Source organism: Pseudomonas sp. TH34 (assembly GCF_016650865.1).
Taxonomy (GTDB): domain Bacteria; phylum Pseudomonadota; class Gammaproteobacteria; order Pseudomonadales; family Pseudomonadaceae; genus Aquipseudomonas; species Aquipseudomonas yamanorum.
Genome location: NZ_JAEKFB010000024.1, coordinates 78,233 through 87,394 on the forward strand (window position 1 = coordinate 78,233; position 9,162 = coordinate 87,394).

9 protein-coding genes are annotated in these 9,162 nt (G+C 59.5%); 5 read left to right on the top strand and 4 right to left on the bottom strand.

Features of this window, described 5'->3' with window-relative positions; all coding sequences use genetic code 11:
- Positions 1–5 precede the first annotated feature (5 nt).
- Entirely contained in the window at positions 6–374 is a 369-nt protein-coding gene (locus JFU58_RS19815) for a hypothetical protein (RefSeq protein WP_063029879.1), read from the bottom strand.
- Positions 375–511: 137 nt separating this feature from the next.
- Here JFU58_RS19815 and JFU58_RS19820 point away from each other — a divergent pair, with 137 nt between their 5' ends.
- Both JFU58_RS19820 and JFU58_RS19825 read left to right on the top strand, forming a co-directional pair.
- Positions 512–1,807 carry a carboxylesterase family protein gene (locus JFU58_RS19820; RefSeq protein WP_201141758.1) on the top strand — a complete coding sequence of 432 codons (1,296 nt, stop codon included), beginning with the start codon at positions 512–514 and terminating at the stop codon, positions 1,805–1,807.
- A 42-nt stretch (positions 1,808–1,849) separates the two neighbouring features.
- Complete coding sequence (locus JFU58_RS19825; protein WP_404606468.1) at positions 1,850–3,079, top strand: M20 aminoacylase family protein; 1,230 nt, start codon at positions 1,850–1,852, stop codon at positions 3,077–3,079.
- A gap of 133 nt (positions 3,080–3,212) precedes the next feature.
- Here the strand turns inward: JFU58_RS19825 and JFU58_RS19830 are convergent, their stop codons facing one another.
- Positions 3,213–3,569 carry an MmcQ/YjbR family DNA-binding protein gene (locus JFU58_RS19830; protein WP_201141760.1) on the bottom strand — a complete coding sequence of 119 codons (357 nt, stop codon included), beginning with the start codon at positions 3,567–3,569 and terminating at the stop codon, positions 3,213–3,215.
- Complete coding sequence (locus JFU58_RS19835) at positions 3,566–4,474, bottom strand: LysR substrate-binding domain-containing protein (protein WP_063029885.1); 909 nt, start codon at positions 4,472–4,474, stop codon at positions 3,566–3,568. Before JFU58_RS19835 ends, JFU58_RS19830 begins: the two co-directional genes overlap by 4 nt.
- 157 nt (positions 4,475–4,631) lie before the next feature.
- Here JFU58_RS19835 and JFU58_RS19840 point away from each other — a divergent pair, with 157 nt between their 5' ends.
- From JFU58_RS19840 to JFU58_RS19850, 3 genes are all read left to right on the top strand, one after another.
- Complete coding sequence (locus tag JFU58_RS19840) at positions 4,632–5,570, top strand: AraC family transcriptional regulator (RefSeq protein ID WP_093209676.1); 939 nt, start codon at positions 4,632–4,634, stop codon at positions 5,568–5,570.
- 120 nt (positions 5,571–5,690) lie between these two features.
- A complete protein-coding gene (locus JFU58_RS19845; RefSeq protein ID WP_063029889.1) occupies positions 5,691–6,302 on the top strand; it encodes an FMN-dependent NADH-azoreductase in 612 nt (203 codons plus the stop codon).
- Positions 6,303–6,529: 227 nt separating this feature from the next.
- Positions 6,530–7,567 (top strand): alpha/beta hydrolase family protein, encoded by a 1,038-nt coding sequence (locus tag JFU58_RS19850; protein WP_026077749.1) that lies wholly within the window; start codon positions 6,530–6,532, stop codon positions 7,565–7,567.
- Here JFU58_RS19850 and JFU58_RS19855 read toward each other — a convergent pair.
- Positions 7,561–8,745, bottom strand: a complete 1,185-nt coding sequence (locus tag JFU58_RS19855; protein ID WP_063029893.1) for an MFS transporter — start codon at positions 8,743–8,745, stop codon at positions 7,561–7,563. The genes JFU58_RS19850 and JFU58_RS19855 overlap by 7 nt on opposite strands.
- Positions 8,746–9,162 lie beyond the last annotated feature (417 nt).

A 9,162-nucleotide genomic window follows, 5' to 3' on the forward strand; every position in this document is an offset into this window, starting at 1 on the left:
AATGTCTATTTAGGGTTAAGCATTCTTTCGCCCAAGAACTGCCATGCTTTCACCGAGAGTAAAGCCAGCAGGCATCCGAGCATCGCGGAGAACAAACCCAGTTTAATCCGAGCCCAAGGGCTGAAATGGCAAGGGGCTGTTGGAGGGCCAGCCGCCTGAATGCACGGTTCGGGATAGAACATAAACCAAACGTGAGGCCAAAAAATGATTAAAACCAGCCCCAGGGTTAGCAGTATCGATATTTTCCACAGGGCGGTGTTTTTTACCTTTTTGACGATACCGTTCAAAAATATGACTAAGGCGAATGATAGTGCTAACGGTGTGAGTATTTCTTCGTGGAACACCTGAAGAAGCAAGTTCGAGTAAGCATCCATGTAATCTCTCCAAAGCCGGGTTACGGTAAATAGTTCTCTGGAATTCGATATTCATGTGTCTGACCTATATCACGTTTCATTGTCAGGTCATATTTATCCGGTTGTGTTCATTAATCGCCAACTAACAGGAAGTTTCCATGTCGTCGAAAGAAAAAAATGGTTCAGGTTCATTGCCCGATACGGGTATTACGCGCCTGACAGGTATTCGTTACGCTCAAGCCGAACGTTTTCAGCCTCCACAGCCGGTCTTGCCTCCTGAAGATTTACGATCGGCGCCCACCTCATCGAAGATTCCCTGCCAGTTGCCCTCACGTTTGGAACGGGTAATGGGGAAGCCGTCGGTGGATATGCCGCAGAGTGAGGATTGCCTACTGCTGGATATCACTTTGCCAGCGGGCAACCTACAAAACCGCGCGGTGATGGTCTGGTTTCATGGCGGTGGCTACTTCAGTGGCGGTGGAGGAATGCCCTGGTACGGGGCTGAAAAGCTTGCGCAGGAAGGTAACGTTATCGTTGTTAATGTGAGCTATCGGTTGGGCGTATTCGGCTACTTGCTGCTGGATGGAGTCTGCCAGGGCAACCTGGGCCTGCTGGATCAGATTGAGGCCGTTCGCTGGGTGAACCGCCATATCGCAAAACTGGGGGGTAACCCAAACAACATCACATTATTCGGGCAGTCTGCGGGCGCTCATTCGATTGCTTATATGATGGCGATGGGAAAAGACCGTCCACTGTTCGCCCATGCCATTTTGCAAAGTCCACCCATGGGATCCCACCAGGATCAAAAAACTGCCAGGGCGTTCGGTAACGTGTTCGCAGCACTGCTGGGCAAAGACCCGCTCAGCGCAACGGTAGAAGAGTTGTTGGCCGCACAAGCCCAGGCCGCTGCGCAAATAGAGTCCGTGATGATCGTAGGGCCGATTGTCGATTGCTACCCACTGCCTGGATTGCCTGAACTGGAAAAGGCCTGGTCTGCCTGTCGCATACCGACATTAATGGGATGGGTAGACGATGAAGCATTGCCGTTCCTTCCCGTGGTGGACGGGGAACACCTGTCAAAGGAGCAACGCAAGTTGGCAATGCGCCAGCATGGAAAGGCATTGACTCATTCGCTGTTCACCGATGGCATGAAAGAGCTGGCTTCCACGCTGGCTGACGGTACCCAGCCGGTTTATCTCTACAAATTCTCCTGGCAAGCACCCGACTCTATCTGGGGCGCTGCCCACTGTATTGAACTGCCCTTTTTGTTAGGCGATGAAGGTGCCTGGTCGACTGCGCCGATGCTTGAGGGCGCGGTATGGAGTGACCTTGAAATTCAGGGTAAAGCCCTGCGTTCCATTTGGCTTGAGTTCGCCCGCAGTGCGTCAGCCCAGGAAGTTGATACATCACCTTCGCGACCTTGGCGTATTTGGAGGGTCGGCAAACGCGCCTGATGCCTCACCTGGGGCTTGAACTAACGCTGACGGCCTGTAGATTTGCAGTTCGACTATTCCAATAAGAAGAGCCAGTCCATGTCACAAAACCCAGTAGATGCAATCTGTCCAGACCTCGAAGAACTGACCGCCTTGAGACGCGACCTCCACGCCCACCCGGAGTTGGGGTTTGACGAGCATCGAACCTCACAGATCGTCGCAAGCTTTCTTGAGGGGTTGGGCATTGAGGTTTTCCGTGGGCTGGCGGGTACCGGGGTTGTCGGTGTCATCCATGGCGCCAGCCCCGGCGGGAGCATTGGCCTGCGGGCGGACATGGACTGCCTGCCCATGGTCGAGGCCAACGACTTTGCGCACCGCTCGGTCCACCCCGGCCTGATGCACGGCTGTGGGCACGACGGGCACACCGTGATGTTGCTGGCCGCAGCCCGCTACCTGGCGCAGACGCGCCGGTTCCGCGGTACGGCAGTGGTGATTTTCCAGCCTGCGGAAGAAGGCGGCGGGGGCGCGCAGGTGATGATTGAACAAGGCCTGTTCGAACAATTTAACGTGGATTCGATTTATGCCCTGCACAACAATCCGGATTACCCGGCAGGGGTCATCGCAGTTCAGCCGGGACCTGTGGAGGCGGCCGCCGACACGTTCGACATTATCGTGACCGGTCGTGGTGGCCATGCCGCCATTCCTCACGAAACCATTGACCCGGTGGTGGTCGCGAGCCATATCGTCATTGCACTGCAAAGCATTGTCAGCCGTAACCTGCACCCTCTGGAGGCGGGCGTGGTGACAGTTGCCAGTATGCAAACCAGTCAACTTACTGCTTCTAACGTTATTCCGGCACAGGTGAAAATGCGTGGAACTGCCCGCAGCTTTACGGCGGCCAATCGGGATTTGTTGGACCGGCGCATTGGTGAGATTGCCCAGGGCGTCGCCACCGCATTCGGTGCCACGGCCACGTGTGATTACCAGCGAGGCTATCCGCCGACCGTCAATCACACTGAGCAAGCGCTGTTCGCCGCCCAGGTTGCCCGTAGCTTGATAGGCGAGGAAAACGTGAAGTGCAACGAACCCTTGACCATGGGGGCCGAAGACTTTTCATACATGCTGGAACAACGACCGGGCGCCTATATTTATCTGGGGCAGGGAGGCAGCCCAAGCCAGGGCGCCGGTTCCTGTCAGTTGCACAATGATCACTATGACTTCAACGACAGCATCATCCCCCTCGGCGCAGGCTTATTGGCCTCACTGGTGGAGCAAGGTTTGCCCCTGGAGTAATGGTCGATGCGGGGGCGTGCTTATTTAGCCGCTACCACGGTAACAACCCGCTGCGGAAACGGGATGCTGATTCCTCCTCAGATACAAAAAAGCCACTCAATAGAGTGGCTTTTTTTGGCCTGAGGGTTGTGTATCAGTCATCCCGCCTCAGCCCCACCTGCGTGCGCTTGGGCAGCTTGCTCACCACCAACTGGTGGGAACGCTGCAACAGGCCACGCAGTTCCTCAGCGCCCAGCGGGTAGGGCGTTTCCATGATGATCCACTGCGCCCGTGCCAGGTACGGCGCCGGGTGGATGCCGGGGCGATCCACATGGCCCAGGAACAGCTCCTTGTCGACCTTGAACGCCAGCGAGTCTCCCCGCAGATTCTGCAAGGCAAACATCTTGTTGCCGGCAATCGAAAACACCCGCACGCCACCCCATTTGTAGTCTTCCCGCGCGCCGGGCAAGCCCAGGCAAAACGTGGCGACTTGTTCTTCGGTCATTCTCATAGCAAACGGTCTCCGCAACCTTTGAAGGCGTTATCCAGATGGTCGATCCAGGCTCGCACTGCTGGCAACACGCCGCGTCGATGTGGGTACACCGCCTGCAACCAGCCACCCGGCAATGACCATTCGGGCAAGAGCTGCACCAACTGGCCGTTAGCCAATTCCTCTTCGCAATACATCATCGGCAGCACTGTAAACCCCAGGCCGGCGAGGGCGCAGGCCTTGCGTACCAGGAAATCGTCGATGCCCAATCGGGCTTCCATGACCAGGTCGTGGCTGTTGCCCTCCGGGCTGAGCATGCGGAAGTGCACCATGCGGTCTGCTTCCAGGGCGCCCAGCACCGGCAATTGCTTGAGGTCTTCGAGGCTGTTGATCTGCCGCTCACGCACAAAGCCGGGGCTGGCAACAATCGCCGTCTGGGCCTGGCGCAGGCGCTTGGTGACGAGCAGCGGGTCTTCATCCCCCAGTTCGCGCACGCGCAAGGCCACATCAATGCCTTCGGCCACCAGGTCGACGCGGCGGTTGACCAGGTTCATCTCCAACTGCACCAACGGGTTGGCGGTGAGAAACTCCGCCACCACGGTTTGCAGGAATTGGTGAGCCAAGCCCACCGGGCTGCTGACCCGCAGCCTGCCACGGGGTTCGCTGGACATGCTGGCCACCGCCTCATCGGCCATTTCCGCCTCCAGCAGCATCGCCTGGCAGTGGCGCAGGTAGCGTTCACCCACGGCGGTCAGGGTCAGTTGGCGGGTAGTGCGTTGCAGCAAGCGGGCGCCGAGGCGCTCCTCCAGTTCGGCAATGCGCCGCGACAGCCGCGACTTGGGGATCCCCAACAGCCGTCCGGCGGCGGCGAAACCGCCGGCTTCCACTACCTTGGCGAAATAGTAGAGGTCATTCAGATCTTGCATGGTCGGCCTATTGTCCTGTCGATGGGACGAACTATCCGCGCCTGACGTCGGCAAATCCACCCCAAAATACAGCGGTGAGCAAGCTTGCGACTACGGTTGGCTGGCCAGTGAAGCACCGACGGGTTACCTTTTGGTTTTCCCCGGCCAGTGCATTCCAATGAACCTTGAGCAGCCACGTACCCGCCGAATCATCGAGCTGATGGGACAGTTGGCGCCCGTGGAGGGTTACAACCTGACGCCGCTGGATGACGTGCGCTTCCTGCGCTCCAATCGGCCATTGACGCGGGTTCCGGTGCTTTACGACCCGGGTATCGTGATCGTGTGCCAGGGCCGCAAGCGCGGTTTCCTGGGGGAAGACATCTACGTCTACGACGCCCAGCACTACCTGGTGGTGTCGGTGCCGGTGCCGTTCACCATGGAAACCGAGGCCAGCGAAGCAGAGCCAATGCTCGCGGTGTATTTGCGCCTGGATTTCAACCTGGCCGCCGAGCTGATGCTGGAGCTCGACGCGGTGGCCCCGCAGCCCGACGCCAGGCCCAAGGGCATGTACGCCTCGCCGATGGATGACAAGCTCAGTGAGTCGTTGCTGCGCTTCCTGGAGGTGATGAGTGTGCCAGTGGACGCGCGGGTGCTCGGGCCGACCCTGATGCGTGAAATCTACTACCGCATTATCACGGGCGAGCAGGGCGGTTCGATGCGGGCTGCATTGAATCTCCAGGGTCAGTTTGGCAAGGTGGCCCGGGCGATTCGCAAGATCCACGCGTGTTACCACCAGCGCCTGGACGTGGAAGGGTTGGCTAACGAAGCGATGATGAGCGTACCGAGTTTTCATGCGCATTTTCGTACGGTGACCGACACCTCGCCCATGCAGTACCTGAAGTCGACACGCTTGCACCAGGCGCGGTTACTGATGCTGAGGAGTGACATCAGCGCTGCCACGGCCTGCGCCAGGGTGGGGTACGAGAGCGCTTCCCAGTTCAGCCGCGAGTTCAAGCGGTTTTTCGGTCGCACGCCCCATGAAGAGATTGACTGGATGAAACGTACCTACGCGTTGCCGCCGCCCACGAGCGCGTCGATCTATGTCTCGTCACATTAGGATCACTGTCCTGTCAGTGGGACAAACAATCGCATTCTGCCCGACTAATCGTTGATTGGATTCATCTGTAGGCTTAGTTCCATTCCGTCGCCAAAGGCGATGCTTACTTGGAGATGAACCATGAAACTGTTGCATATCGATTCCAGCATCCTCGGCGACAACTCGGTTTCCCGTCAGTTGAGCGCCGGTGTCGTCAAAGCCTGGCAGGCAGCAGAGCCGGGTGTCGAAGTGGTTTATCGTGACTTGGCCGCTGACGCCATCACCCACTTCTCCGGTGTCACTCTGGGCGCCCTGGGCACTGCCGCCGAATTGCGCGATGCCGTGCAAAAACACGAAGCCGACCTGAGCGCTTCCACCCTGGCCGAATTCCTGGCAGCAGATGCCGTAGTGCTGGCCGCGCCGATGTACAACTTCACCATCCCGACCCAACTGAAAGCCTGGATCGACCGCATTGCCGTCGCCGGCCAGACGTTCCGTTACACCGAAGCCGGCCCGGAAGGCCTGTGTGGCGGCAAGAAAGTCATCATTGTCTCCACCTCCGGCGGCTTGCATGTGGGCCAGCCGACGGGCGCAGCCCACGAAGACTACCTGACCGTGCTGTTGGGTTTCCTCGGGATCACCGACATCGAGTTCGTCCGTGCCCACGGCCTGGCCTATGGTGACGAGGCCCGCACCAAGGCACTGAGCGACGCCCATGTATTGATCAGCGACCAGTTGTTCGCCGCAGCGTAAGACTTGTGTAAATTTTGCTGTTCCTCGATATCAATCTGAATCGAGGCGCCTAAACTCTGTATTCTGCTCGCCTGAAAAGCGAACGGAGTACGGAGTTTTTTCGTTTACCCGCTGTCACTACTTTGGCCCAGGTTATGCACGCATGGGTAAACCCTGCCAGTCCGAGCGCCTGAACCATGGATACTTCAATAGCTACGCGGGCTTATGCAGCAAAGTTGGACATCCTCATGATGCGTCTTTGTGCCGTCTTGGTTCTTTCTCTGCTCGGTGGCCTGATTTCAGTGCAAGCCGCGCCCGCACCGCACCCCCATTGGAGTGTGGGCTTTCATCGCATGACGTTTCTCGATCCGCTGGATCTTCAGCCGATGAAGGCCGTCGCGTTCTATCCGTCCACCGACCAGGAACACATCACCAAGGTGGGCGCTTATCACATCGCTGCCACTGAAGATTCTAAAATCGCCATTGGCCGTTTTCCGATGTTGATGCTGTCCCACGGCAATACCGGCACACCCTTGGCCCTGCACGACCTGGCGACCTCTCTGGCGCGTAAGGGGTTTGTCGTGGTGGCGGTGTTGCACCCTGGCGACAACTACAAGGACCACAGCCGCCTGGGGACCTTGAGCAACCTGTATGGGCGCCCGATCCAGATCTCCGAAGCCATCACCGCCACCCTCGGCGACCCGATGCTGTCGCCGTTCGTCAACGTCGACCAGGTGGGTGTCATCGGCTATTCGGCCGGCGGCGAAACCGCGCTGATCCTCGCCGGTGCCAAGCCGGACCTGGACCGCCTGCGCCGTTACTGCCAACAACGCCCCGAAGACCGCGACGCCTGCACCACCAAGGGCGAGTTGATCGTCGACCGTGACGATTTGCAGCCCCAGGCCGACCCGCGCATTCATGCGTTGATGCTGATGGCGCCGCTGAGCCTGATGTTTGGCCGCCACACCTTGGCGGACGTGCATGTACCGGTGCTGCTCTACAGTGGCGACGGCGACAAGCTGGTGGCCGTGGACAAGAACGCCGAGGCCCTGGCGCGCAAACTGCCGGAGCCGCCGGACTTCAAGCTGTTGGCCGGGGCAGGGCACTTCGTGTTCATGGCGCCTTGCGATGAGAGCCAACTGGCCGCGATGCCGGCCATGTGCACCGATGCCGACGGGGTTGACCGTGAAAGCATCCACCGCGACCTGATTTCCGAGGCCGGGCGGTTCTTCAATCACACCCTTGGGCAATCCACCCGGGCGGGCTTGCAAACGGCGGATCAGTAAGCGCGGCGCTTGAGCAGCAACGTCAGGCCCAGGCCGGTGACGGAGAGCAAGGCGGCGCAGAAGAAGATCCACGAATAGCCCAGGTTCAACGCCACCGCGCCCATCACCGGCCCGGCAATCGCCAGCGCCAGGTCAAAAAACACCGCATACGCACTCAACCCGGCGCCCCGGCTGCTGTTGGGCACCTGCTTGATCGCCTCCACCCCCAGCGCCGGGTACACCAGCGACAAGCCGAAGCCCGTCAGCCCGGCGCCGATCAAGGCCACGCCGGTGGACGGTGCCAGCCACAGCAGCGTCAGCCCCAGGGTTTCGATGGTCATGCAGGCAATCGCCGCCGTGAAGCCGCCGAAGCGGTTGATGGCCGTGATAAACACCAGGCGTGACAGGATAAAGCACACGCCAAATACCGTCAGGCACCAGGCCGCGCCGATCCAGCCTCGGCTCAGGTAGTAGAGGGTGATAAAGGTGGTGAGGGTGCCGTAGCCAATCGATGCGAGACACAGGCTGGCGCCAAACGGCGCGATACGTCCGAAGACCGCCCAGAAGGGCAGCCGCTCGCCGCGTACCACGGGCACCGAAGGCTTGTTGCGAATCAGCAGCAGTCCCAGGGCGGATAGCACCGTGAGGGCGATTCCGAGGCTGGTGTAGCCGTAGTCTGCAACCATCACGACCCCAAGCGGTGCGCCGATGGCAATTGCACCGTAGGAGGCGATGCCATTCCAGGAGATCGAGCGTGCGGTGTGTTCGGCACCGACTGCGCCCATGCACCAACTGATGGTGCCGACGCCGATCAGGCCCTGCGCAACCCCCAGTAATAGCCGCCCGACAATCAAGATGCCGAGGCTCAGCAACGGCAGGCTTTGCACCAGCGTGGCGATAAACGTCAGCACGCCGCTCAGGAGGATTCCGCTCAAGCCCAGCACGATGGCGCGTTTGGTGCCTACGTTGTCTGACATGCGTCCGGCCATCGGGCGGCTGAGCAGCGTGGCCAGGTATTGCGAGCCGATGGTTATCCCGGCAATTACTGCGCTGAAGCCCAGTTCGCCGTGGACGTAGCCGGGGATCACCGCAATCGGCAGGCCGATGCAGATAAACGCGATAAAGGTGTAGAAGACGATGGAGACGATCTGCAGAGTGATCGACAAGGAGCTGGGGGCGGCGGGCTGTGTGGCAGGCATGGGAACTCGTTCGCGGGCGGGCGGTGAGCGCATCATGGCAAGGGCTTGGGGTAAAAGGAAGCAGGCTAACTATATTGGATGCGTTTGAGGGGGCGTGCCTATCCGGCTTTGGACCCATGAGTCCTCCCTGGCCGGGGACGGCTAAAGCGGGCACGGTAAAATGTGGGAGCTGTCGAGCTTTAGCGAGGCTGCGAAGGCGGCGGCATGGTTGATAAAGAGGTTACCTGACACACCGCTATCGCAGCCTCGCCAGGGCTCGACAGCTCCCACAGGGTTTGGGGGAAGTCTGGGAATTGTGTGTTCGGTCGCAACCATTCGGGCTGCACAAATCAAATGTGGGAGCTGTCGAGCTTTAGCGAGGCTGCGAAGGCGGCGGCATGGTTGATAAAGAGGTTGCCTGACACACCGCCATCGCGG

Bases quoted from the DNA above. Each gene is read 5' to 3' on its own strand.
- JFU58_RS19815 (WP_063029879.1), bottom strand. From the start codon at position 374: ATGGATGCTTACTCGAACTTGCTTCTTCAGGTGTTCCACGAAGAAATA.
- JFU58_RS19850 (WP_026077749.1), top strand. From the start codon at position 6,530: ATGATGCGTCTTTGTGCCGTCTTGGTTCTTTCTCTGCTCGGTGGCCTG.
- JFU58_RS19840 (WP_093209676.1), top strand. From the start codon at position 4,632: ATGAACCTTGAGCAGCCACGTACCCGCCGAATCATCGAGCTGATGGGA.
- JFU58_RS19845 (WP_063029889.1), top strand. From the start codon at position 5,691: ATGAAACTGTTGCATATCGATTCCAGCATCCTCGGCGACAACTCGGTT.
- JFU58_RS19830 (WP_201141760.1), bottom strand. From the start codon at position 3,569: ATGAGAATGACCGAAGAACAAGTCGCCACGTTTTGCCTGGGCTTGCCC.
- JFU58_RS19820 (WP_201141758.1), top strand. From the start codon at position 512: ATGTCGTCGAAAGAAAAAAATGGTTCAGGTTCATTGCCCGATACGGGT.
- JFU58_RS19835 (WP_063029885.1), bottom strand. From the start codon at position 4,474: ATGCAAGATCTGAATGACCTCTACTATTTCGCCAAGGTAGTGGAAGCC.
- JFU58_RS19855 (WP_063029893.1), bottom strand. From the start codon at position 8,745: ATGCCTGCCACACAGCCCGCCGCCCCCAGCTCCTTGTCGATCACTCTG.